This is a genomic window from Pseudomonas protegens, from assembly GCF_013407925.2.
GTDB lineage: Bacteria > Pseudomonadota > Gammaproteobacteria > Pseudomonadales > Pseudomonadaceae > Aquipseudomonas > Aquipseudomonas fluorescens_AP.
In genome coordinates, this window is record NZ_CP060201.1 from 1,972,223 (window position 1) to 1,995,388 (window position 23,166).

Annotated in this window: 25 protein-coding genes; 9 read left to right on the top strand and 16 right to left on the bottom strand. The window is 63.3% G+C overall.

Annotated elements, in window-relative coordinates:
- Positions 1-74: 74 nt before the first annotated feature.
- The 5 genes from GGI48_RS09295 to xerD form a co-directional block, all read right to left on the bottom strand.
- Positions 75-362 carry a DUF3509 domain-containing protein gene (locus tag GGI48_RS09295; protein ID WP_020372559.1) on the bottom strand — a complete coding sequence of 96 codons (288 nt, stop codon included), beginning with the start codon at positions 360-362 and terminating at the stop codon, positions 75-77.
- Between the two features lie 290 nt (positions 363-652).
- Positions 653-2,062: a threonine synthase gene (gene thrC, locus GGI48_RS09300; RefSeq protein ID WP_016967520.1), complete on the bottom strand. Its 1,410-nt coding sequence runs from the start codon at positions 2,060-2,062 to the stop codon at positions 653-655.
- 104 nt (positions 2,063-2,166) lie between these two features.
- The gene (locus GGI48_RS09305) at positions 2,167-3,471 is read right to left on the bottom strand and encodes a homoserine dehydrogenase (protein ID WP_016967521.1); all 1,305 of its coding nucleotides are present in this window, start codon (positions 3,469-3,471) and stop codon (positions 2,167-2,169) included.
- A gap of 135 nt (positions 3,472-3,606) precedes the next feature.
- Positions 3,607-4,338: a thioredoxin fold domain-containing protein gene (locus tag GGI48_RS09310; RefSeq protein ID WP_047301958.1), complete on the bottom strand. Its 732-nt coding sequence runs from the start codon at positions 4,336-4,338 to the stop codon at positions 3,607-3,609.
- Between the two features lie 150 nt (positions 4,339-4,488).
- The gene (xerD, locus tag GGI48_RS09315; RefSeq protein WP_016967523.1) at positions 4,489-5,385 is read right to left on the bottom strand and encodes a site-specific tyrosine recombinase XerD; all 897 of its coding nucleotides are present in this window, start codon (positions 5,383-5,385) and stop codon (positions 4,489-4,491) included.
- 107 nt (positions 5,386-5,492) lie between these two features.
- Between xerD and GGI48_RS09320 the strand changes: the two genes are divergently transcribed.
- Positions 5,493-7,295 (top strand): sodium:proton antiporter, encoded by a 1,803-nt coding sequence (locus tag GGI48_RS09320; protein WP_179597960.1) that lies wholly within the window; start codon positions 5,493-5,495, stop codon positions 7,293-7,295.
- A gap of 142 nt (positions 7,296-7,437) precedes the next feature.
- On the opposite strand, the gene GGI48_RS09325 is transcribed toward GGI48_RS09320, so the two are convergent.
- From GGI48_RS09325 to ffh, 6 genes are all read right to left on the bottom strand, one after another.
- On the bottom strand, positions 7,438-7,851 hold the full coding sequence (locus GGI48_RS09325; protein ID WP_016967525.1) for an acyl-CoA thioesterase: 414 nt from the start codon (positions 7,849-7,851) through the stop codon (positions 7,438-7,440).
- A 91-nt stretch (positions 7,852-7,942) separates the two neighbouring features.
- Complete coding sequence (rplS, locus tag GGI48_RS09330) at positions 7,943-8,293, bottom strand: 50S ribosomal protein L19 (RefSeq protein WP_009047143.1); 351 nt, start codon at positions 8,291-8,293, stop codon at positions 7,943-7,945.
- Positions 8,294-8,338: 45 nt separating this feature from the next.
- A complete protein-coding gene (gene trmD, locus GGI48_RS09335) occupies positions 8,339-9,112 on the bottom strand; it encodes a tRNA (guanosine(37)-N1)-methyltransferase TrmD (RefSeq protein ID WP_016967526.1) in 774 nt (257 codons plus the stop codon).
- A complete protein-coding gene (rimM, locus tag GGI48_RS09340) occupies positions 9,094-9,630 on the bottom strand; it encodes a ribosome maturation factor RimM (protein WP_016967527.1) in 537 nt (178 codons plus the stop codon). Before rimM ends, trmD begins: the two co-directional genes overlap by 19 nt.
- Before the next feature lie 5 nt (positions 9,631-9,635).
- Positions 9,636-9,887, bottom strand: coding sequence for a 30S ribosomal protein S16 (rpsP, locus tag GGI48_RS09345; protein WP_007927680.1), 252 nt, complete (start codon positions 9,885-9,887; stop codon positions 9,636-9,638).
- A 249-nt stretch (positions 9,888-10,136) separates the two neighbouring features.
- Complete coding sequence (gene ffh / locus GGI48_RS09350; RefSeq protein ID WP_047301950.1) at positions 10,137-11,513, bottom strand: signal recognition particle protein; 1,377 nt, start codon at positions 11,511-11,513, stop codon at positions 10,137-10,139.
- A gap of 208 nt (positions 11,514-11,721) precedes the next feature.
- On the opposite strand from ffh, the gene GGI48_RS09355 reads away from it, so the two are divergent.
- From GGI48_RS09355 to GGI48_RS09365, 3 genes are all read left to right on the top strand, one after another.
- Positions 11,722-12,531, top strand: coding sequence for an inner membrane protein YpjD (locus tag GGI48_RS09355; RefSeq protein WP_179597962.1), 810 nt, complete (start codon positions 11,722-11,724; stop codon positions 12,529-12,531).
- Positions 12,532-12,540: 9 nt separating this feature from the next.
- Positions 12,541-13,770: an HlyC/CorC family transporter gene (locus GGI48_RS09360; RefSeq protein ID WP_179597964.1), complete on the top strand. Its 1,230-nt coding sequence runs from the start codon at positions 12,541-12,543 to the stop codon at positions 13,768-13,770.
- Between the two features lie 322 nt (positions 13,771-14,092).
- A complete protein-coding gene (locus tag GGI48_RS09365) occupies positions 14,093-15,409 on the top strand; it encodes an MFS transporter (RefSeq protein WP_179597966.1) in 1,317 nt (438 codons plus the stop codon).
- A 77-nt stretch (positions 15,410-15,486) separates the two neighbouring features.
- Here the strand turns inward: GGI48_RS09365 and purT are convergent, their stop codons facing one another.
- The 5 genes from purT to GGI48_RS09390 all read right to left on the bottom strand — a co-directional run bounded on the left by purT (position 15,487) and on the right by GGI48_RS09390 (position 18,758).
- Complete coding sequence (gene purT, locus GGI48_RS09370) at positions 15,487-16,668, bottom strand: formate-dependent phosphoribosylglycinamide formyltransferase (protein WP_047302181.1); 1,182 nt, start codon at positions 16,666-16,668, stop codon at positions 15,487-15,489.
- Positions 16,669-16,767: 99 nt separating this feature from the next.
- Positions 16,768-17,235, bottom strand: coding sequence for a VUT family protein (locus GGI48_RS09375; protein ID WP_047301943.1), 468 nt, complete (start codon positions 17,233-17,235; stop codon positions 16,768-16,770).
- A gap of 130 nt (positions 17,236-17,365) precedes the next feature.
- A complete protein-coding gene (locus tag GGI48_RS09380; protein WP_103741013.1) occupies positions 17,366-17,581 on the bottom strand; it encodes a DUF1289 domain-containing protein in 216 nt (71 codons plus the stop codon).
- Positions 17,578-18,102: a gamma carbonic anhydrase family protein gene (locus GGI48_RS09385; RefSeq protein ID WP_103741012.1), complete on the bottom strand. Its 525-nt coding sequence runs from the start codon at positions 18,100-18,102 to the stop codon at positions 17,578-17,580. The genes GGI48_RS09380 and GGI48_RS09385 overlap by 4 nt, the downstream gene beginning before the upstream one ends.
- Before the next feature lie 56 nt (positions 18,103-18,158).
- Positions 18,159-18,758 carry a CoA pyrophosphatase gene (locus GGI48_RS09390; RefSeq protein WP_016967536.1) on the bottom strand — a complete coding sequence of 200 codons (600 nt, stop codon included), beginning with the start codon at positions 18,756-18,758 and terminating at the stop codon, positions 18,159-18,161.
- Between the two features lie 146 nt (positions 18,759-18,904).
- Between GGI48_RS09390 and GGI48_RS09395 the strand changes: the two genes are divergently transcribed.
- The 5 genes from GGI48_RS09395 to GGI48_RS09415 all read left to right on the top strand — a co-directional run bounded on the left by GGI48_RS09395 (position 18,905) and on the right by GGI48_RS09415 (position 23,155).
- Positions 18,905-19,456 (top strand): NUDIX hydrolase, encoded by a 552-nt coding sequence (locus tag GGI48_RS09395; RefSeq protein ID WP_016967537.1) that lies wholly within the window; start codon positions 18,905-18,907, stop codon positions 19,454-19,456.
- 49 nt (positions 19,457-19,505) lie between these two features.
- Complete coding sequence (locus tag GGI48_RS09400; RefSeq protein ID WP_047301939.1) at positions 19,506-20,009, top strand: murein L,D-transpeptidase family protein; 504 nt, start codon at positions 19,506-19,508, stop codon at positions 20,007-20,009.
- A gap of 275 nt (positions 20,010-20,284) precedes the next feature.
- Positions 20,285-21,016: a GntR family transcriptional regulator gene (locus GGI48_RS09405; protein WP_016967538.1), complete on the top strand. Its 732-nt coding sequence runs from the start codon at positions 20,285-20,287 to the stop codon at positions 21,014-21,016.
- A 29-nt stretch (positions 21,017-21,045) separates the two neighbouring features.
- The gene (gene nagA, locus GGI48_RS09410) at positions 21,046-22,152 is read left to right on the top strand and encodes an N-acetylglucosamine-6-phosphate deacetylase (RefSeq protein WP_179597968.1); all 1,107 of its coding nucleotides are present in this window, start codon (positions 21,046-21,048) and stop codon (positions 22,150-22,152) included.
- Complete coding sequence (locus tag GGI48_RS09415; RefSeq protein WP_179597970.1) at positions 22,133-23,155, top strand: SIS domain-containing protein; 1,023 nt, start codon at positions 22,133-22,135, stop codon at positions 23,153-23,155. The genes nagA and GGI48_RS09415 overlap by 20 nt, the downstream gene beginning before the upstream one ends.
- Positions 23,156-23,166 lie beyond the last annotated feature (11 nt).

Below are 23,166 nucleotides of genomic sequence, written 5' to 3' on the forward strand. Positions count from 1 at the left end.
GGAGCACAATGCCTGATCCTGCTGATACTGAGTCTGACTGATACACGGGCGGGAAGGTTCCGTAAAAATGTGCATCAGCGGTGCTGATCGAACACCTTGCCTTCGGCGGCGTGGCGCAAGGCTGCGATCACACAAGGCTCCAACCGCCCTTCGGCGATCAGCACATCACGATGCAGCCCATCGACCACATCGGTCAGCAGGCGCTTGTCAGTGAGCTGGGCCTGATTGACCTCACGCTCCACGACAATCGCGCCAGCGGCGTTCTTCAGGATCACCAGGCATTCGCCGTGGGCGCCCGATGGGGCCAGAGTTACTTGATACGGGCTCAAAGCTTCACCCAGCAATAGGCTGATACTTTCCATCTCGATCACCACTCAATAGTCCGAAACAAGTGCCCAAGGGCGTTTCCACAGTAAATGACCACCGGCCCGAGAAGAAAGTTCGCACCGTAAAAAAGCCTGTTACGCGGTATGTATTCGAGCATGCACGGACAAGATGACAAGGATAAAACGGCGACGACCGCCAATCGCCAGAGCCACTCCCCCCTCTTGGCTTTGCCGCAGCCTTGAGTGTTTTGCGCAGCGGCGACAGCTCCTTGCGGGCAATAAAAAGCCCGTCCGGAGACGGGCTGTTTTTCAGTCAAGCCAAAGTATCAGAGCGGCTTGCCACGATTGCCGTGCTGGCTGACGAAAGCCTGCACCGCTTTCAGGTCGTTGGCCAGGACCGTGCAGCGTTCTTCGCGCTGGAACAGGTCGGACAGGTGCGCCGGCAGTTCCAGGGCCTTGCCGACACCGGCTTTCTCCACCGCGTCCGGGAACTTGACCGGGTGCGCGGTGCCCAGGATCACCATCGGCGTGTCCAGGCTGCGACGGCATTCACGGGCGGCCTTGACGCCGATCGCAGTGTGCGGGTCCAGCACTTCGCCGGTCTGGGCGAAGACTTCGGCGATGGTTTCGCAGGTTTGCTCGTCGTTCACCGCCAGGGAATCGAACAGCTTGCGCGCTTCGGTCCAGCGATCTTCTTCGACGCTGAAACCGCCACCTTGCTTGAAGCTGTCCATCAACGCGGCCAGGGCCGCACCGTTGCGCCCGTGCAGGTCGAACAGCAGGCGTTCGAAGTTCGACGACACCATGATGTCCATGGACGGCGACAGGGTCGCGTGCAGGGTTTCCTTGACGTACTGATTGCCGCTCATGAAGCGGTGCAGGATGTCGTTGCGGTTGGTGGCGACGATCAGCTGGCTGATGGGCAGGCCCATGTTGCGTGCCAGGTAGCCGGCGAAGATGTCGCCGAAGTTGCCGGTGGGCACCGAGAACGCGATGGAGCGCGCCGGACCGCCCAGCTGCAGGGCCGCGTGGAAGTAGTAGACGATCTGGGCCATGATCCGCGCCCAGTTGATCGAGTTCACCGCCACCAGACGGGTGCCCTTGAGGAAGCCCTGGTCGGCGAAGCTGGCCTTGACCATTTCCTGGCAGTCGTCGAAGTTGCCTTCGATGGCGATGTTGTGGATGTTCTCGCCGAGGATGGTGGTCATCTGCCGGCGCTGCACTTCCGATACACGGTTGTGCGGATGCAGGATGAAGATGTCGACGTTGTCGCAACGCTTGCAACCTTCGATGGCCGCCGAACCGGTGTCACCCGACGTGGCGCCGATGATCACCACGCGCTCGCCGCGCTTCTCCAGCACGTAGTCCAGCAGGCGACCCAGCAGTTGCAGGGCGAAGTCCTTGAACGCCAGGGTCGGGCCGTGGAACAGCTCCAGCACCCACTCATTGCCGTTCAACTGGCGCAGCGGCGCGATGGCGTTGTGGGAGAAGGCCGCGTAGGTTTCTTCGAGGATTTTCTTGAAGTCGGCATCCGGAATGCTGCCGGTGACGAACGGGCGCATGACCCGGAACGCCAGCTCGTGATACGGCAGGCCGGCCCAGGAAGCGATTTCTTCCTGGGTAAAGCGCGGCAGGTTCTCTGGCACATAGAGACCGCCGTCGCTGGCCAGACCGGCCAGCAGCACATCTTCGAAATTCAGGGCCGGTGCCTGGCCACGAGTACTGATATAGCGCATGGGGACAAACCTTCGGTTTGAGCTGCAAGTTGCAAGCTACAAGCGACGGGCCAGAGCAGTTGCGCTTCTGGCTTGCCGCTTGGCACTTGAAGCTTGCCGCTGCTTCAATTGAGATGTTCGACGCGGATACGGACCACTGGGCCGACGACGCCCTGCAGGGCCTCCAGGGCGGTGATCGCATCATTGATGTGCTGCTCCAGAACGCGGTGGGTCAGGAGGATCATCGGCACCAGGCCGTCCTGCTCTTCCACTTCCTTCTGCATGATCGATTCGATGTTGATGCCGCGCTCCGAGAGGATGCTCGCCACCTGGGCCAATACGCCCGGGTGATCCTTGGCCTGGATGCGCAGGTAGTAGGCGCTTTCGCAGGACTCGATCGGCAGGATCGGGTGGTCCGACAGCGAGTCAGGCTGGAACGCCAGGTGCGGCACGCGGTTTTCCGGGTCGCTGGTCATGGCGCGAACCACGTCCACCAGGTCGGCCACCACCGAGGAAGCGGTCGGCTCCATGCCGGCGCCGGCGCCGTAGAACAGGGTCGAACCGGCAGCATCGCCATTGACCATGACTGCGTTCATCACGCCGTTGACATTGGCGATCAGGCGGTCGGCCGGGATCAGGGTCGGGTGCACCCGCAGCTCGATGCCGGCCTCGGTGCGGCGCGCCACGCCCAGGTGCTTGATGCGGTAGCCCAGGGCTTCGGCGTAGTTCACATCGGCGGTGGTCAGCTTGGTGATGCCTTCGGTGTAGGCCTTGTCGAACTGCAGCGGGATACCAAAGGCGATGGACGCCAGGATGGTCAGCTTGTGCGCGGCATCGATGCCTTCAACGTCGAAGGTCGGGTCGGCTTCGGCGTAACCCAGGGCCTGGGCTTCGGCCAGCACGTCTTCGAAGGTGCGGCCCTTCTCGCGCATTTCCGAGAGGATGAAGTTGCCGGTGCCGTTGATGATCCCCGCCAGCCAGTTGATGCGGTTGGCCGACAACCCTTCGCGGATCGCCTTGATCACCGGGATGCCACCGGCCACGGCGGCTTCGAAGGCCACGATCACGCCCTTCTCCTGGGCCTTGGCGAAGATTTCGTTGCCGTGCACGGCGATCAGCGCCTTGTTCGCGGTGACCACGTGCTTGCCGTTCTCGATGGCCTTGAGCACCAGTTCACGGGCCACGGTGTAGCCGCCCACCAGCTCGATGACGATATCGATCTCGGGGTTGGTGGCCACGGCGAAGACATCGTTGGTCATCGCAATACCGGTCGTTTGGAACTGCGGCTTTGGCGTACGGGTAGCAATTTGCGCTACTTCGATTCCACGCCCGGCACGGCGGGCAATCTCCTCGGCGTTGCGCTGAAGTACGTTTAGGGTACCGCCACCGACAGTACCCAGCCCACAGATGCCTACTTTGACCGGATTCACTCTGAACTCCCCATAAAACGGCCGACTCAAGGCCGGCCGTAGAAAACAGCCGCAAACAGCGCGGCTCTCTATTAATGCCCCTCCGGTTGCACCCGGAGGGGCATGATCGTCAAAGGCTAGCGTGACGATGCAGGATTATTTCGCACCCAGGGCCAATTTGGCGATCTGTGGTGCTGGCTGATAACCAGGAATGACCTGGCCATCGGCAAGGACGATGGCCGGGGTGCCGTTGACACCGATCGACTGGCCCAGGGCGAACTGCTTGGCAACCGGGTTCTCGCACTTGGCGGCCTTGATTTCCTTGCCGTCGACCATCTTGTCCATCGCGGCTTTCTTGTCCGCCGAGCACCAGACCGCCTGCAACTGTTCATCACCCGGCGAGCCTAGGCCCTGGCGCGGGAACGCTACGTAGCGCACTTCCACGCCCTGCTTGTTCAACGCCGGGATTTCCGCGTGCAGCTTATGGCAGTACGGGCAGGTGGTGTCGGTAAATACGGTGATGTGGGTCTTGGTTTCGCCAATGGCCGGATAGACCACAGTTTCTGCGACCGGAATGCCGTTGATCAACTTGGAAATGCCCAGACGCTCGGTTTTTTCCGTGAGGTTGACCGGCTTGCCGTCCTTGAGCTGGAACAGATAGCCCTGAACCACGAACTGGCCGTCGGCGCTGGCGTACAGCACGCGGCTGCCCTTGAGCTTGACCTCATACAGGCCCGCCAGGGGGCTGGCGGTGATGCTCTCCACCGGCACTTCGAGCTGCAGCGTCTCGAGGCTCTTGCGGATGGCTTTCTCGGCACTGTCATCGGCCACGGCGAAGGTGCTGAGCAACGCCAGGGAGGCGGCGGCAATAATCTGGGTCAAACGCATGGGAACTCCTGAAGGCGGGCAAATGGGCAAGTGCCAGCGCGGGTCGGGACCAAACGCGGGCAAACAGCCTTTTTGCAAACCGGCAAAGCCTATCACATCTGTTTGCCGGCACCGACTACGGGCGACGCAAAGCGCCGCACGGACGCCCAATCAACCCCTTGGATGATGCTTGGCGTGCAGATCCTGCAGCCGCGCGCGGGCCACATGGGTGTAGATCTGGGTGGTGGACAGGTCGCTGTGCCCCAGCAACATCTGTACCACCCGCAAATCGGCGCCGTGGTTGAGCAGGTGCGTTGCAAACGCGTGGCGCAGGGTATGGGGCGACAGCGCCTTGCCGATCCCGGCGACCTTGGCCTGATGCTTGATCCGATGCCAGAAGGTCTGCCGGGTCATTTGTTCGCCGCGCTGGCTGGGAAACAGCACGTCGCTGGGTCGCCCGCCCAGCAACTCGGCACGGCCATCGCGCAGGTAGCGCTCGACCCAGACAATCGCCTCTTCGCCCATGGGCACCAGGCGCTCCTTGCTGCCCTTGCCCATGACCCGCAACACGCCCTGGCGCAGGTTGACCTGCTCCAGGGTCAGGCTGATCAGCTCGGTGACCCGCAACCCGCAGGCATAGAGCACTTCGAGCATGGCGCGGTCGCGCTGGCCGATGGCCTCGCTCAGGTCCGGGGCGGCCAGCAGCGCCTCGACATCCGCTTCCGACAGCGACTTGGGCAACGGCCGCCCCAGTTGCGGCATGTCGATCCGCAGGGTCGGGTCGACCTCAATCAGCTTTTCCCTGAGCAGATAGCGATAGAACCCGCGCAGGCCGGAGAGAAACCGCGCCGTCGAACGGGGCTTGTAGGCTTGCTCCACACGCCAGGCCAGGTGATCGAGGATCAACTCGCGACCGGCTCGCGGCAGCTCCAGCCCCTGCTCCTGCAGCCAGCCGTTGAACAGCGCCAGATCGCTGCGATAGGCGTCGCGGGTGTTGTCGGACAAGCCTTTCTCCAACCACAGGGCATCGAGAAAACGGTCGATCAGGGGGTGGTCGATGGCAGGCATAAGGACTCGAAAGGCTCGGCCCAGGGGCCGCGGGTAAAAAAATAGTGAACTGCACGGAGGGTCGCTAGTCTTTCATAGCCAGCCATTTCAAGGAACAGGGTGCATTGATGAGCGAACAACAGATTCTGCTGGCCTTCGGCGGCATCGGCGCGGCGGCACTGGGCTGCCAGTGGCTGGCCTGGAGGCTGAAGCTGCCGGCCATTCTGTTCCTGCTGCTCAGCGGCATCCTGGCCGGCCCCGTGCTCGGCTGGCTCGACCCGCAGGAAATGTTCGGCCCGCTGCTGATGCCCCTGGTGTCGCTGGCGGTGGCGCTGATCCTGTTCGAAGGCAGCCTGACCCTGCACCTCTCGGAGTGGCGCGAGATCGGCAGCGTGGTGCGCCGCCTGGTGACCCTCGGCGCGCTGTCCACCTGGGCGGTAATCACCCTGGCCACCCACTGGCTGCTGGGCTTCGACTGGATGCTGGCCCTGCTGTTCGGCACCCTGACCCTGGTCACCGGGCCGACGGTGATCGTGCCCATGCTGCGCGTGGTGCGGCCCAAGGCCTCGATCGCCAATATCCTGCGCTGGGAAGGCATCGTCATCGATCCCATCGGCGCCCTGCTAGCGGTGGTGGTCTACAGCTTCATCATTGCCAGTGCCGCCGGCGACGGCCTGAGCCACAGCCTGCTGACCTTCGGCGGCGTGCTGCTGTGCGGCGGCCTGTTCGGCATCGCCGGCGGCTGGGTCCTGGGCAGCATCATGCGTCGCCAGTGGCTGCCGGAATACCTGCACAACCTGGCAAGCCTGGCCGGGGTGCTGGGAATCTTCATTGCCGCCAACCAGGTGATGCACGAATCCGGGCTGCTGGCGGTGACCCTGATGGGCATGTGGATGGCCAACATGAAGGGCGTGGACGTGCGGCACATCCTGCACTTCAAGGAAAACCTCAGCGTGCTGCTGATCTCCGGCCTGTTCATCCTGCTGGCGGCCCGCCTGGACCTCATGGCGCTGATCGCCCTGGGCCCACTGGTGCTGATCCTGCTGCTGGTGATCCAGTTCATCGCCCGCCCGCTGAACGTGCTGCTGTCCACCGCCGGCTCCAGCCTCAACTGGCGCGAACGGGCGTTGCTGGCGTGGATTGCCCCACGGGGGATTGTCGCCGCCGCGGTGTCGGCGATCTTCGCCATCCGCCTGGACGAAGCCGGCCATCAGGGCGCGCTGCTGCTGGTGCCGCTGACCTTTGCCGTGATCATCGGCACCGTGGTGCTGCAAAGCGCCACGGCTCGCCCCCTGGCGCGCCTGCTGAAGGTCGCCGAACCGGCGCCTAGCGGCTTTCTGATAGTCGGGGCCAACGGCCCGGCCCGTACCCTGGGCAAGGCCCTGCAGCAACTGGGCAGCCGGGTGCTGCTGACCGACTCCAGCTGGGAGAACATCCGGACAGCGCGCATGGAAGGCCTGCCGACCTACTTCGGCAACCCGGCCTCGCAGCACGCCGACGCGCACCTGGACCTGGTAGGCCTGGGGCATCTGCTGGCGCTCTCGCCCTCCGGCGAACTCAACACCCTGGCGGCCATGCGCTTTCGTCACGACTTCGGTCATCAGCGCCTGTTCGCCCTGGCCAACAGCCAGGAAAGCCGGCGCACCGACAAGCACCGCGCCAGTCACGAGCACCGTGGCCAGCTACTGGGCAGTGAGGCCCTGACCTACACCAAGCTGGCCAGCCTACTGGCCCAGGGTGCCGAGCTGTACAGCACGAACCTGACCGAGGCCTTCGGCTGGGACGATTACCAGGCCCTGCACGGCGAACGCGCCACCCTGCTGTTCGCTCGCGACAGCAACGGCTGGGTGCACGTCGTCACCCCAGAAAGCACCCTCAAGCCGGCACCGGGCTGGACCCTGCTGGCGCTGATCCAACCCGAATCCCTGTAACCGAGCTCCCCAACTGGCTTGCCAGCGAAGAGACCCGCAAGAACGCGTTCGCCGACAAGCCGGCCCCTACACAACCGAGTTCCCGTAGGAGCTGGCTTGCCAGCGAAGAGGCCCGAGCCCCCGCTCGCCGGCAAGCCGGCTCCTACGCGGCAAACCCTGGAAGCACCGGCACCGGGCGCTTGTCGTCGTCGATGGCAACAAAGCTGAACAGGCCATGGATGGCTTTCTCCCGCCCATCACAGCTCATGCTTTCGACAAACACCTCGACTTCGACCTTGAGGCTGGTGTTGCCCACCGTCACCACCCGCCCGACCAACTCGACGATCGAACCCGCGGCAATCGGATGCTTGAAATCAATGCGGTCGGTGGACACCGTCACCAGCGGCAAACGACAGAAACGCGTGGCCGCAATGAACGAAACCTCATCCATCCAGGCCAGGGCCGTGCCGCCGAACAGGGTGTTGTGATGGTTGGTGGTGGACGGGAATACCGCCTTGGTCACGCGGGTCACCGAGAGCTCGGTGCGGCGCTGGATTTCTTGCTCGCGAGGGGACATGGATCAACTGCCTGAAACACTGAAGAGGGATAAATGACGGGCAACAAAAAAGCAGCCCGTAGGCTGCTTTTTTCTGCATCGGAAGCTGGACTTAAGCCAGTTTTTCCTTGATGCGAGCTGCTTTACCCGACAGGTCGCGCAGGTAGTACAGCTTGGCTTTACGCACGTCACCGCGACGCTTGACAGCCATGCTGTCGATCTGCGGGGAGTAGGTCTGGAAAGTACGCTCTACGCCAACACCGTTGGAGATTTTACGTACGGTGAACGCGCTGTTCACACCGCGGTTGCGCTTGGCGATCACTACGCCTTCGAACGCCTGCAGACGGGAACGATCGCCTTCCTTCACTTTCACCTGAACGACAATGGTGTCGCCCGGGGCAAAGGCTGGGATCTCTTTGGTCATCTGCTCTGCTTCGAGTGCAAGGATGATTTTGTTGGTCATGCTGTGCTCCTAAGGTAAATCGTCGGATCTACCATCGATACGTTGTTAACTATCGTCCCGCTCGCGGAGATATTCCTCGAGCAGCTTCTTCTCTTCTCCAGAAAGCGAGCGGCTTTCCAGAAGATCGGCGCGTCGTTCATAGGTCCGACCAAGGGACTGCTGTAAACGCCAACGCCGGATGTGTGCGTGATTGCCACTTAGCAATACGTCGGGAACACGCTGATCCGCATACACCTCCGGTCGGGTGTAGTGCGGGCAATCCAGCAGACCGTCCGTGAAGGAATCTTCCTCCGCGGAATCCACATGCCCTAAAGCTCCGGGCAGCAGTCGCGTAACCGCATCAATCAGGACCATCGCCGGCAGCTCGCCACCGGAGAGTACATAGTCGCCAATCGACCACTCTTCATCGACATGAGCTTCAATAAACCGCTCGTCAATGCCTTCATAACGACCAGCAATCAGGATCAATGCATCCTCATTCGCCAACTCGCGCACCGCCGACTGATTCAGTTGACGGCCTTGGGGCGACAGGTAGATCACCTTCGCACCCTCCCCGGCTGCGTTTCTGGCCTGAACCAGTGCATCCTCCAGGGGCTTGATCTTCATCACCATGCCCGGGCCACCGCCAAACGGGCGATCGTCCACAGTGTGATGTCGATCCGTGGTGTAGTCTCGCGGATTCCAACAGGTCAGCTGCAACAGCCCCTGTTTCACCGCGCGGCTGGTTATGCCGTACTCGCTGATGGCGGAAAACATCTCGGGAAACAAGCTGATCACTTCTACGCGCAAGTTAGCCACGCTTAGAAATCCGCGTCCCATTCCACCTTCATCTCGCCCGCGGCCAGGTCGACGGCCAACACGCATTGCTCGGTATAGGGCAACAGGCGTTCGCGATCATCCAGGCTGCCAGCGCAAGGCTTGACCACCATTACATCGTTCGAGCCGGTCTCCAGCAGGTGATCGATCTGCCCGAGCAGTTGCCCGAGGGTGTCGATGACCTTGAGACCTTGCAGCTGGTACCAGTAGTACTCGCCGTCGGTCAGTTCAGGGAACAGGCTGCGCGGCACGCAGATCTCGTAACCGGCCAGAAGACGAGCTTCTTCGCGATCATCAAGACCCTTGAGCTTTGCGACCAGGAACTTGTCGTTCCCGCGTCCGCTGACCAGCTCAACCTGCTTCACGCTACCTTCGCGCTTGAGCGTCCAGGTTTTGTAGTCCAACAGGTTTTTAATCGGATCAGTAAAGGAAAAGACCTTCACTTCGCCGCGAACGCCATGAACAGAGTAGATTTTGCCGATAACGATCAAATCATCAGCAGGAGCTGGCGTCGCGTTCATAGGGTTCAGGCTGCAGCCTTAGCCGATTCCTTCAGCAACTGAGCAACGCGCTCAGAAGGCTGTGCACCCACGCTCAGCCAGTAGGCTACGCGCTCTTGGTTCACGGACAGGCGGACTTCTTGACCACGAGCGATCGGGTTGAAGAAGCCAACTTGTTCTTTGTGCGAACCGTCACGTGGGTTACGGCTGTCGGTCACGGTCAAGTGGTAAAACGGGCGCTTTTTGGAGCCGCCAAGGGCAAGACGGATTGTTAGCATGTGAACATCGTTCCTGTAGTCGGTGCTGCAAATCTAAATGCACAGCGGGCATGGGTGCCCGAAAGGCCGCATATTCTAAGGAATATCCGGACTTTTGCAAATGACTTTTTCCGGCGCCTATCGGCTGCCACTCAGATTTGCTACGAAGCCGTCGCAAGCGACAGCGAGTGAGCGCGCCCCAATCGAGGGTTTGCTCGAGATTCCACGTCCCCGTGGAAAAGCGCCGGCATGACTGCCGGCGCGGATTCTTCAGATCTTCGGCATGCCGCCGCCGGGCAACATGCCGCCCATGCCGCGCATCATCTTGGCCATCCCGCCCTTGGCGGAGAACTTCTTCATCATCTTCTGCATCTGCTTGTGCTGCTTGATCAAGCGGCCGATGTCCTGCACCTGGGTACCGGAACCCATGGCGATCCGACGCTTGCGCGAACCGCTGATCAGCTCAGGGTCGCGGCGCTCGGCCGGGGTCATGGAGTTGATGATGGCTTCCATCTGCTTGAACTGCTTTTCAGCAGCGCTCTGTGCGTTGCCCATCTGCGCCAGATTGACGCCGCCGATGTTCGGCAGCTTGTCCATCAGGCCGCCCAGGCCGCCCATGTTCTTCATCTGTTGCAGCTGATCGCGGAAGTCTTCAAGGTCGAAGCCCTTGCCCTTCTTCAGCTTCTTGGCCAGCTTGTCGGCCTTTTCCTTGTCGAGGGTCTGCTCGGCCTGTTCGATCAGGCTGAGCACGTCGCCCATGCCGAGGATCCGCGAAGCGATACGTTCCGGGTGGAACGGCTCCAGGGCCTCGGACTTCTCGCCCATGCCGATGAACTTGATCGGCTTGCCGGTGATGGCCCGTACCGACAGCGCGGCACCACCACGGGCGTCGCCGTCGACCTTGGTCAGGATCACCCCGGTCAGCGGCAGCGCATCGCCAAAGGCCTTGGCGGTGTTGGCGGCGTCCTGACCGGTCATGGCGTCGACCACGAACAGGGTTTCCACCGGCTTGATCGCCGCGTGCAGCGCCTGGATCTCGTCCATCATCTCGCTGTCGACGTGCAAGCGACCGGCGGTGTCGACGATCACCACGTCGATGAACTTGAGTTTTGCTTCCTTAATAGCCGCTTCGGCGATGGCCACCGGCTTCTGGCTCAGGTCCGACGGGAAAAAGGTCACGCCGATGTCGTTGGCCAGGGTTTCCAGCTGCTTGATCGCCGCCGGGCGGTAAACGTCGGCGGACACCACCATCACGCTCTTTTTCTTGCGCTCTTTAAGGAAGCGCGCAAGCTTGCCGGCGGTGGTGGTCTTGCCCGCACCTTGCAGACCGGCCATCAGCACCACCGCTGGCGGCACGGCGCTGAGGTTGAGGTCTTCGTTGGCCGCGCCCATCAGGCTTTCCAGCTCGGCCTGGACAATCTTCACAAAGGCCTGGCCCGGGGTCAGGCTGCGGGACACTTCGGTGCCGACCGCACGCTCCTTCACCGAGTTGACGAAGTCCTTGACCACCGGCAACGCAACGTCGGCTTCGAGCAGCGCCATGCGCACTTCGCGCAGGGTGTCTTTGATGTTGTCCTCGGTCAGCTTGGCCTTGCCGGTGACATGGCGCAGCGTCTGCGAGAGACGGTCGGTTAGGTTTTCAAACATGCTCGATCCTTTCAGGCCCAAGGTAGACCGGGGTAATGGCGGCCCAGAGCGTAATAAACAAGTGCTCGATGAGCCTGCGGCGTGGGCAGGTCGCGGATTATAGCGAAGACTGTGCGTGGCGGACACCTCGCCGTCTGCTTGCGTGGTCTTTCAGGGCTGTGGGTTCTATGCCAAACTCAGCGACTTTCGGGCCTGCCTAACAGGATTTATGCTCCCCTTGTCACCCAGCTTGCTACCCACCCTCGCCGCCGTCCTTTATGCCGCTGCGACCTTCTATCAAGGCTCTCGCCTGGCCTCCGGCGCCAAGGCAAACAAGCGCCTGCTGGTTACGCTGGGCATCCTGGCCCTGCTCGCCCATGGCATCAGCCTGCTGACCCATCTGCTGACCCCGGCAGGCCTGGGCCTGGACTTCTTCAGCGCCGCCAGCCTGATCGCCGCGGCGGTCATCGCCCTGACCCTGCTGGCCTGCTGGCGGATTCCGGTGGAAAACCTGCTGGTGCTGTTATTCCCCCTGGGCGCGCTGACGGCCCTGCTGGCGCAGTTCGTGCCAACCGGCACCGTGCCTGTGATCGATGAGGAGCCGGGGATTCTCGCCCACATCCTGTTGTCGATCCTGGCCTACGGCATGTTCACCATCGCGGTGTTCCAGGCCTTGCTGCTGCTGGTGCAGGACCATCAGTTGAAGAACAAGCATCCGTCCGGCCTGATCAGGAACTTCCCGCCCCTGCAGACCATGGAAAGCCTGCTGTTCGGCTTTCTCTGGGCCGGCTGGACCCTGCTCTCGCTGTCGCTGATCTCCGGCTGGCTGTTCGTCGAAAACCTGTTCGCCCAGCACTTGGTGCACAAGACCCTGCTGGCTTGCCTGGCCTGGGTGGTGTTCAGCGTGCTGCTGTGGGGCCGCAACCGCCTGGGCTGGCGCGGGCACAAGGCGATTCGCTGGACCCTCGCGGGTTTCTGCCTGCTGATGCTGGCGTACTTCGGCAGCAAGCTGGTTCGTGAATACATCCTGCACATCTGACGACCGGCCATGACCGACTCCCTGCCCTCCGGGCCCATGCTCGCGGTAATCGCCCTGCTGATCGTCTGGTCGGGGCTGTTCACGGCCATCGATGCCGCGCAACAGCACCTGCTGACCCAACGCAACGGCTCGCGCTCCGGCGACAAGCCGACAGCGCGACTGGCCTTCCCCAAGGAAAGCCTGATTCTGTGCAATACCCTCTGCCGGGTCCTGGCGGTGGTCATCAGCACCTTGCTGGCGCTGTTCTACTGGGCGGAAGAAGGCCCCTGGCTGGCCTGCCTGATCAGCACCAGCGGCTTGCTGGTGCTGGCCGAGTACCTGCCCCGTACCCTGGCATTGCGCTATCCGGAAGGCACCCTGAGCTTTGGCAACAGCCTGCTGGGCATCCCCATGAAGCTTGTCTACCCCTTAGCTTGGCTGCTCAACGCCATCGGCCAGCTGCTGTTGCGCCCGTTCGCTGCCAAGGCCAGCGCGGTCAAGCACAGCGACGACGATCCGGCACTGCTTGACGACGAACCCACGCCCCAGGAACCGCACGCGCTGTCCGGCATCCACGCCCTGGACAACATCACGGTCAACGACATCCTGGTGCCCCGCAGCGAAGTCGACGGCATCAACCTGGATGACCCGATCGAGGAAATCATCGCTCAGTTGCGCGCGAACAAACGCACCCGGCTGCCGGTGTTCCACAGCGATATCAATCAGGTCGAAGCGGTGCTCAACACCCGGCAGATCCGCCACCTGCTGCCGGACGCCAGCCTGACCAAGGAAGCCCTGCTGGCCGCCTGCCACGAGCCCTACTTCGTTCCGGAAAGCACCCCGCTGCAGTTGCAACTGCTCAACTTCCACAAGCAGCAACGGCGCCTGGGCATGGTGGTGGACGAATACGGCGAAGTGCTGGGCATCGTCACCCTGGAAGACATCCTCGAAGAAATCGTCGGCGAGTTCGAAAGCGAGCACAGCCTGGACAACCCCCACATCCATCCCCAGGCCGACGGGCGCTATGTGGTGGAAGGCGCCGCCTCGATTCGCGAACTGAACAAGAGCCTGGGCTGGCACCTGCCTTGCGACGGCCCCAAGACCCTCAACGGCCTGGTCACCGAAGCCCTGGAAACCATTCCCGACAGCGCCGTGTGCCTGAAGATCGGCCGCTACCGCCTGGAGATCCTCGAAACCGAGGAAAACCGCGTCAGCCGCGTGCTGCTCTGGCACACCAGCAGCCCTCCCGCCCGGGCCTGACTCGTCACCGATACGCCCCCCCTACAGGCTGATGCCCTGGCCTTGAACCTGTGCCAAGGGCTTTCGGGGCCCGGCGCAGTCACGCCCCCCCGGCAACCGCCACAGCCCTTGTTGGATCGTTAGCCACCTTTCTATAATCGCGCTGCTTACCCAAGCCCCGCAGATCCACGTGCTACCCGCACCGAAGACGATCCTGCAAGCATCACCCGCCACCGTTCGACGCCACTTGCATCCCGAGTGACGACCGCGCCAAACCCACATCCCTGGGTGCTCGACCACAATAATTCGCTCCACAGGAGCACAGACTGTCAGGGATACCCGCATGACGACCAACACCGCCTACAGCGCCTCCGTACCCACTCAACCAAGCAATTCCGCGACCCGGGTGGCCACCGCCAGCTTTATCGGCACCGCCATCGAGTTCTACGACTTCTACGTTTACGCCACCGCCGCCGCGCTGGTGATCGGACCGGTGTTCTTCCCCCAGAGCTCCGGCACCGCACAGATGCTCTCGGCCTTTTTGACCTTCGGCATCGCCTTTCTCGCCCGCCCCCTGGGTTCGGCGCTGTTCGGCCATTTCGGCGACCGCATCGGGCGCAAATCGACCCTGGTCGCTTCGCTGCTGCTGATGGGGGTCTGCACCACCCTGATTGGCGTGTTGCCGGGCTATGACAGCATTGGCGCCTGGGCGCCGATCCTGCTCTGCGTGCTGCGCTTCGGCCAAGGCCTCGGACTGGGCGGTGAATGGGGCGGCGCCGCTCTGCTGGCCACGGAAAACGCTCCGGCCGGCAAACGCGCCTGGTTCGGCATGTTCCCGCAACTGGGGCCTTCCATCGGCTTTCTCGCCGCCAACGGCCTGTTCCTGGCCCTGGCCATGGGCCTGGACGACGCGCAGTTCCGCGCCTGGGGCTGGCGCATTCCGTTCCTGCTCAGCGCCGCGCTGGTGATGGTGGGGCTCTACGTGCGCCTGAAGCTGCACGAAACCCCGGTGTTCGCCAACGCCGTGGCGCGCCAGGAACGAGTGAAGATGCCGCTGGTGGAACTCTTCAGCCAATACTGGATGCCGGTGCTGCTGGGCGCGGCCTCGATGGTGGTGTGCTACGCCCTGTTCTACATCTCCACGGTGTTTTCCCTGAGCTACGGCGTCGCCACCCTGGGCTACAGCCGGGAAACCTTCCTCGGCCTGCTGTGCTTTGCCGTGCTGTTCATGGCGGCGGCGACCCCGCTGTCGGCCTGGGCCAGCGACCGTTTCGGGCGCAAGCCGGTGCTGGTGGTTGGCGGCGTGCTGGCGATTCTGTCCGGCTTCACCATGGAACCGTTGCTGACCCAGGGCTCCACCGCCGGCGTGGCGCTGTTCCTGTGCATCGAGCTGTTTCTGATGGGGGTCACCTTCGCCCCGATGGGCGCGCTGCTGCCGGAACTGTTTCCGACCCACGTGCGCTATACCGGCGCTTCGGCGGCTTACAACCTGGGGGGCATTGTCGGTGCTTCGGCGGCGCCCTTCTTCGCCCAGAAGCTGGTGGCGATGGGCGGGCTGAGCTGGGTTGGGGGGTATGTTTCGGGGGCGGCGATCCTGAGTTTGATCGCGGTGCTGTGCTTGAAGGAAACCCGTAACAACGACTTGAATCGGGTCGTGTGAACAAGGGCTTCGCGAGCAAGCTCGCTCCTACAGGTTCAACGCAAACCTTGTAGGAGCGAGCTTGCTCGCAATGCTTCTCAGAGCTCGACCACTACCGCTTGCGCAGCACGGGTCGCCTTGGCCCGGGCGGCCTCGATCGACTCATCACGGGCCAGGGCCACGCCCATGCGCCGCTGGCCGTTGACTTCCGGCTTGCCGAACAGGCGCAACGCGGTGTCCGGCTCGCTCAGGGCGGCGCCAAGGTTGGCGAAGGCGGTCTGGGTGGATTTGCCTTCCACCAGGATCACCGCCGACGCCGAAGGCCCGAACTGGCGGATCTGCGGGATCGGCAGGCCGAGAATCGCCCGCGCATGCAGGGCGAACTGCGACAGATCCTGGGAAATCAGGGTCACCAGGCCGGTGTCGTGGGGGCGCGGCGACACTTCGCTGAACCACACCTGATCACCCTTGATGAACAGCTCCACGCCGAACAGGCCGCGGCCGCCCAGGGCCTCAGTGACGGCCTTGGCCACGCGCTCGGACTCGGCCAGGGCTTTGGGGCTCATGGCCTGCGGCTGCCAGGATTCCTGGTAGTCGCCCTTCTCCTGACGATGGCCGACCGGCGCGCAGAAAGTGGTGCCGCCCACGTGACGCACGGTCAGCAGGGTGATCTCGTAGTCAAAATCGATGAAGCCCTCGATGATCACCCGGCCCTTGCCGGCACGCCCGCCTTCCTGGGCGTAGTCCCAGGCTTTCTGCACGTCGTCGGCGCTGCGCAGCAGGCTCTGGCCCTTGCCCGAAGAGCTCATCACCGGCTTGACCACGCACGGGAAGCCCAGGTCTTGCACGGCCTTGGAATAGTCTTCGAAGGTGTCGGCGAAGTGGTACGGCGAGGTCGGCAGGTCCAGCTCTTCGGCGGCCAGGCGGCGGATGCCTTCGCGGTTCATGGTCAGCGAAGTGGCCCGGGCGGTCGGGATCACGGTAAAGCCTTCGGCTTCCAGCTCCACCAGGGTCGCGGTGGCGATGGCCTCGATTTCCGGAACGATGAAGTGCGGCTTCTCGGCCTCGATCACTGCACGCAGGGCCGCGCCGTCGAGCATGTTGATCACGTGGCTGCGATGGGCCACCTGCATCGCCGGGGCGTTGGCGTAGCGGTCCACGGCAATCACCTCGACACCCAGGCGTTGCAGCTCGATCACCACTTCCTTGCCCAACTCACCACAGCCACAAAGCAAGACGCGGGTCGCGGTTGGCGACAATGGAGTTCCGATACGAGTCATCTGAAGGTCCTCAAAGGAGCGGATCATCGAGGGCCGAGCGCCAGGCGGGCGACCCATGGGGAAAGAGCGCGGCATTTTACATGAACCGCGGCCTTTGGCTCAGCCGGCGCACGCCGCTTTGCGCAAACGCCAGGCCATGGCCAGCCAGACCACGGTGACCCCGGCGAACTTCGACCCCAGGGCGGTCAACACGACCCCAGGGGTCAGGGCATCGATCATGCCGTAGAAGATGAAGGTATCCAGGGGAATGCTCAGGGCCGAACTGATCCACAGGCGATCATGCAGGGGCCGCTTGGTGATGCTGAACACCAGCCAGTCGATGCATTCCGAGACGGCGAACGCCGTGGCGCTGGCCAGGGCGATGGTCGGGTCGGAGGTGACATAGGACAACACCAGGGCCGCCAGCATGGCGACGATGGCGCCATGGCCGAAGCGCGTCTGCACCATGTCCCGCAGGACAAACACCAGCCCGCCCCAGGCCGACCAGACGATATCCAGCTGCGGCGCGACGGAAAAGGCGTAGTTGATCAGCACGACGCTGCTGATATAGGTGATCAGGAAAAGCATGGGGCCAAGGGTACCTATCGGGAAGGCGCACAGGTTACTGCAGCCCCGGGGTTGGGCCAAGAAACCCTTTCGCCGGCAAGCTGGCCCCTACACCGGATTGCAGGAACCGGCTTGCCGTCGACTGGCCAGGTCAGCTCGCCGAGCTGGAGCCGACCATCCACAGCAAGCCACTGGATTTGGCCCGCTCATGGCACAGGGCCAGGACTGCGCGGCGCTCGCCGTTGTCCATGCGGCTCCAGCGGGTGATTTCATCCACCGTGCGCTGACAACCGGTGCAGATGTCCTGCTCATCCAGGGCACAGATGCTCACGCAAGGCGAGGCGACGGGTCTTTCAGGGGTGGTCATTGTTCTTGCTCAACCAGATCTCGGGCATAACGCTGGGCATTATGAACGTAGTGGGCAGCGCTGGCTTCGAGCATTTTCTTCTGTGCCTCGGTCAGTTCGCGCACCACCTTGCCGGGCGAGCCCATGACCAGCGAACCGTCGGGTATTTCCTTGCCTTCGCCGATCAGCGAATTGGCGCCGATGATGCAGTACTTGCCGATCTTCGCGCCATTGAGCACCACCGCATTGATGCCGATCAGGCTGTAATCGCCCACGGTGCAGCCATGCAGCATGGCGTTGTGGCCGATGGTCACGCCAGTGCCCAGGGTCAGTGGAAAGCCCATGTCGGTGTGCATCACGGCCCCGTCCTGGACGTTGCTGTGCTTGCCGATCAGGATCAGTTCGTTGTCGCCACGCAGCACGGCGTTGAACCACACGCTGGCCCCCTCTTCCAGCTTGACCTTGCCCACCAAGGTGGCATTCGGGGCCACCCAGCTCTGTGGATGGGTGTCGACTCGGGCGTCGCCCAGGCGGTATTTCATCTTGTTGTCCTTATGCTTCAGGCAGTCGCGGGGTGATGCCAGGCCAAGCCATGGCCTCACGTGTCGATAAAGGTTTTCGGCGGGTGATGCAGACTGATATTGGCGTCGTACAGCAGGTTGACCAGTTCGACCACCATGATCGCGGTCAAGCCCCAGATCTTGTACTCGCCGAAGCGGTAGCTGGGGACGTACCAGCTGCGGCCCTGATAGTCGATACGGTGGGTGTGTTCGCGAGGGTCCTGGCGGAAGAACTCCAGGGGCACGCTGAAAACAGCGGCAATCTCGGCATCATTGGCCCGGTATTCGACGTAGTCGGGAATCACCCCGACATAAGGCGTGACCTTGATCCCGTGCAGGGAAATCAGCGGACTCAAGGGGCCGATGACCTCCACCAGTCCGGGCGGCAGACCGATCTCTTCTTCGGCCTCGCGCAGGGCGGTGAAGATCAGGTCCGGGTCTTCCGGATCGCGCCGGCCACCGGGAAAGGCCACTTCACCACCATGGGTCGACAGCCCGCTGGCGCGCAGGGTCAGCACCAATTCCGGTTCGTCGCTGCGGGTGATGGGCACCAGCACCGCAGCCTCGGGGAAACGTCGGTCGGTCTCCAGGGTTCGTGGCGTGTAATGGCTTACCCGATGAAGTAGCTCGTCCAGCATGAGGCATCTCGATCTGTTGGCTACCGTGCATCATGCACCAATCCAATCGGTGGCCCAACCCCCGCTCCCGGGCATGTCGCTTAACGACAACTTGCCGACAACCGGGCGGCGCGCCAAGATAGCCCCAGCCTTTGCGGATACCCCTCATGAAATTTTGCAGCCAGTGCGGCAACCCGGTGACCCAGCGCATTCCCGACGGCGATTCACGCCTGCGCTTTGTCTGCGATCACTGCCAGACCATCCATTACCAGAACCCCAACATCGTTGCCGGCTGCCTGGCGACCTGGGAGGGCAAGGTATTGCTCTGCCGTCGCGCCATCGAACCGCGCCTGGGTTACTGGACCCTGCCGGCGGGCTTCATGGAAAACGGCGAGACGGTGGAACAGGCGGCCATCCGCGAAACCTTCGAAGAAGCCTGCGCCCGGGTGCGCAACCTGAATATCTACACCCTGATCGACGTGCCGCACATCAGCCAGGTGCACGTGTTCTTTCGCGCCGAACTGGCCGACCTGGACTTCGCCGCCGGCCCCGAGAGCCTGGAAGTGCAGTTGTTCGACGAAGCCGATATCCCTTGGTCCGAGCTGGCTTTTCGCACCGTCGGTCGTACCTTAGAATGCTTCTTCGCTGACCGGCGGGCACAGGCTTATGCCGTTCGCTCCGAATCCATTCCGCCGCTCTCTCAGCCTGCCATCAGTTAAACAATAAAAACGTGCACGGACTCCGTGCGCGCCTGGGGATATCGTGTCAATGCGCTGGTTGCTTGCCCTGCTGTGCTGTTCCGTCGTCACTCTGTCTCAGGCCTCCACGGTGGAAACCCTGGACGGCAAGGTCATCGAAAAGGTCCTGGTGCTCAAGTCCGCCCATCAACTGCAGTTGATCAATGGCGGCAAGCCCTTGAAAACCTACCGGATCTCCCTGGGCAAGAAGCCCAAGGGGCCCAAGCTCATGGAAGGTGATAAACGCACCCCCGAAGGCCTCTACTGGCTCGACTGGCGCAAGACCAGCGACCGCTACAACCTGGCCATGCACATCTCCTACCCGAACATCACCGATGCCGCCCGCTCGCGTCGCGAAGGGGTCAATCCCGGCGGCATGATCATGATCCACGGCACCCCGGACACCGAAGAGTTTCCCGAGCAGTACTTCCACACCCTGGACTGGACCGATGGCTGCATCGCCATGCGCAACGTCGACATGCGCGAGGTCTGGGGCCTGGTGAAAGACGGCACGCTGATCGAAATACGCCCTTAACCGCCTCCCGGCAAAAAATATTTCTCCCCCCCGCAGCCCTCCCCGGGCGCGCATACCACTTGGCGACCTGCCGCGGGTCGCCACCTCGACCTATAGCCTTCGCGGCCAGACCTGCCTAATACCACTTCAATCCTTTATCCTCCCAAGCACCCCGAAAGCGCCGGATTTACTGCACCTCCACCGGATAGGTGGCGTTGACATGGTATTTAAGTGGTATTAGTTTTTCGGCATTACCGGGCGACAACAACCTCATAACCGCATCGGAAAACCTACAGATGAATCACCTCCTGACCCTGCGTCCCGACGATTCCCAGCCGACCCCGCTGTACCTGCAACTGGCCCGCAACCTGGAAGCGGCGATCCACTCCGGCCAATGGAAAGCCGAGCAGGCGCTGCCTTCGGAACGCAACCTCAGCGAACTGCTGGGCATCTCCCGGGTGACTGCGCGCAAGGCCCTGGAAGTGCTTCTCGAACGAGGCCTGATTCGTCGCAGCCAGGGCTCGGGCACCTTCATCACGCCACGCCTCGAACAACCGCTGTCGCGCCTTTCCGGCTTCAGCGAGATGCTGCGCCTCAAAGGCTTCGTCCCCGGCTCGCAGTGGCTGGAACGCACCCTCACCCCGCCGACCCACGAAGAGCTGATCCGCCTCGGCCTGTCGCCCAACGACAAGGTGGCGCGGCTCAAGCGCCTGCGCAAAGCCGACGACGCGGTCATGGCCATCGAGATGAGCACCCTGCCGGCCAGCATCATTGCCCAGCCCGAGGCGGTCGGTGACTCGCTCTACGAGTACCTCGACAGCATCGGCCGCCCGGTGGTCCGGGCCCTGCAGCACATCCAGGCAATCAATGCCTCGGACGAATTCGCCGCCCTGGTGGGCATTGCCCCCGGCACCGCCATGCTGCTGATGACCCGGGTCGGCTACCTGGAAGACAACACGCCGATCGAAGTCACCGACACCTACTGCCGCAACGACTACTACGACTTCGTCGCCGAACTGCGACGCTGAATCCGCCCCCTGGAGCCAGAGAAACGCCCATGTCCGAAGACAACATCCTCACGCCCCAAGGCTGGGTCCGTGGCCGCCTGATCCATGAGCACGGCAAGGTCGTCGCCATCGAAGGCAGCCCCTGCGACCCGGCGGACAATGACCTGCCCTACCTGCTGCCGGGCTTTATCGACCTGCACGTCCACGGCGGTGGCGGCCAGGACATCATGCAAGGCCGCCCGGCCTTCGAAACCATCACCCGCACCCATCTGCGTTTCGGCACCACCGCGCTGCTGGCCACCACCATGACCGCCCCCAGCGCGGAAATCAGCCAGGTCCTGGCCGAGCTCGGGGTCTACGCCGAACACCGCCCCAAGGGCTGTGCCCGGGTGCTCGGCGTGCACCTGGAAGGCCCCTACATCAACCCCGGCAAGCTCGGCGCCCAGCCCAACTTCGCCCATACCGCGCTCCTGGCGGAAGTGGAGAAGTACCTGCAACTGGCGCCCATCCGGGTGATCACCATCGCCCCGGAAATCGCCGGCCACGACGCCCTGATCCGTGAACTCAGCGCCCGCGGCGTGCGCATGCAGATCGGCCACACCCTGGGCAGCTACGAAGAAGGCGTGGCCGCCCTCGCCGCCGGTGCCACCAGCTTCACTCACCTGTACAACGCCATGATCCCGCTGCATCACCGCGAGCCCGGGATTGTCGGTGCAGCCCTGGCCCATGCCCAGTACGCCGAACTGATCCCCGACCTGCTGCACGTGCACCCCGGCGCCATGCGCGTGGCCCTGCGCTCGATCCCGTGCCTGTATTGCGTCACCGACTCCACCGCCGCCGCCGGCATGCCCGACGGCGAGTACCAGCTGGGCAGCCACACCGTGACCAAGTGCCTGGGCGGCGTGCGCCTGGCCGACGGCACCCTGGCCGGCAGCACCCTGACCATGGACCAGGCCCTGCGCAATCTGGTGAAGATCGGCTTGCCCCTGGCCGAAGCCTCCCAGCGCCTGTCGCAATTTCCCGCCGATTACCTCGGCATCCCTGAACGCGGCCGCCTGCAACCCGGCAGCTGGGCCGACAGCGTGCGCCTGGACCGCGCACTCACACTGACCGCCGTCATGGTCGAAGGAGAAGACATTGACTTCAAAAATGCTTGAAGAGGCGCTGTCCTCGCACACCGCCGTCAGCAGCCAGTTGCAGCACCTGGACCCGTTCCTGGTCGAGGTCGCCGGCCGCCTGCGACGCCAGCCGCCACAAGTGGCCATGACCGTGGCCCGGGGCAGCTCCGACCATGCCGCCAGCTACTTCGCCTACCTGACCATGCAACAGGTGGGCATCCCGGTGGCCTCGCTGCCGATGTCGGTGGTGACCATGCAGCAAGCGCCCTTGCGGGTCAGCGGCCAGGCGGTGTTCGCCTTCTCGCAATCGGGCCAGAGCCCGGATCTGGTGAACAGCGTGCGCCTGCTGCGCAAGCGCGGGGCCCTGAGCGTGGCCATGGTCAACGCACAAAACAGCCCGCTGGAAGCCGCCAGCGAATTCTCCCTGCCGCTGTACGCCGGCACCGAGCAGAGCGTGGCCGCGACCAAGAGCTTTATCGCCACCCTCAGCGCCAGCGCCCGGCTGATCGGTCACTGGAACGAGGACAGCCACCTGCTGGAGGCCGGCCTGGCCCTGCCCGAAGGCTTGCAGCAGGCCGCAACCCAGGACTGGAACCTGGCGATCAACGCCCTGCGCGATTGCCAGCGATTGATGGTGATCGGCCGTGGTGCCGGCTTCGCCATCGCCCAGGAAGCGGCGCTCAAGCTCAAGGAAACCTCGGCGATCCAGGCCGAAGCCTTCAGCAGCGCCGAAGTGCGCCATGGCCCGATGGCCCTGATCGACCACGACTACCCGTTGCTGGTGTTCGCCCCCCGGGGCGCCGAACAGGGCGGCCTGCTGAGCCTGGCCGCCGACATGCGCCAGCGCGGCGCCAAGGTGCTGCTGGCGGCACCGGATGACATCGGCGAGCGCGACCTGACCCTGAACCGCGCCGAACACCCGGCGCTGGATCCGATCCTGGCGATCCAGAGCTTCTATGTGATGGCCTCCGGCCTGGCCGAGGCCCGCAGCATGGACCCGGACCAGCCGCGTCACCTGAGCAAAGTGACCCGCACGCACTAAGCCACCTTTGA